The organism is Collinsella sp. HCP3S3_E5, from assembly GCF_052067635.1.
In the GTDB taxonomy this organism is placed as follows: Bacteria; Actinomycetota; Coriobacteriia; order Coriobacteriales; family Coriobacteriaceae; genus Collinsella.
In genome coordinates, this window is sequence record NZ_JBQHQF010000066.1 from 1 (window position 1) to 618 (window position 618).

The 618-nt window shown below is 62.5% G+C and carries 1 rRNA gene; it reads right to left on the bottom strand.

The features are described 5' to 3' along the window. Nucleotides 1-618: ribosomal RNA gene (locus tag ACTM82_RS09010) — 23S ribosomal RNA — on the bottom strand; the annotation flags it as partial.

Here is a 618-nt window from a genome sequence, read left to right on the forward strand (position 1 = left end):
AATCCCGCCGCTTCGGTGTCCAGCTTAGCCCCGTGTATTGTCGGCGCATGTCCACTCGACCAGTGAGCTGTTACGCACTCTTTGAATGCATGGCTGCTTCTAAGCCAACATCCTGGTTGTCTGGGCGGACGCACATCCTTTGCCACTCGGCTGGAACTTGGGGACCTTAGCGGGCGGTCCGGGCTGTTTCCCTCTCGAGCACACAGCTTAGCCCACATGCTCTGACTGCCGCGCTCTGGGCCGCCGGCATTCGGAGTTCGGTTGGATTCGGTAGGCGGCGAAGCCCCCTCGTCCATCCGGTGCTCTACCTCCGGCGGTGAACGCGCGACGCTAGCCCTAAAGCTATTTCGGGGAGAACGAGATATCTCCGGGTTTGATTGGCCTTTCACCCCTATCCGCAGGTCATCGCCGCCGTTTTCAACCGACGTGCGTTCGGCCCTCCACGGGGTCTTACCCCCGCTTCAGCCTGCCCACGGATAGCTCACCCGGCTTCGCGTCCGCGGCGCGGGACTCAAGTCGCCCTGTTAAGGCTCGCTTTCGCTCCGGCTCCCTTTCGGTTAACCTCGCCCCGCGCCAGCGACTCGCTGGCTCATTCTACAAAAGGCACGCCGTCACACC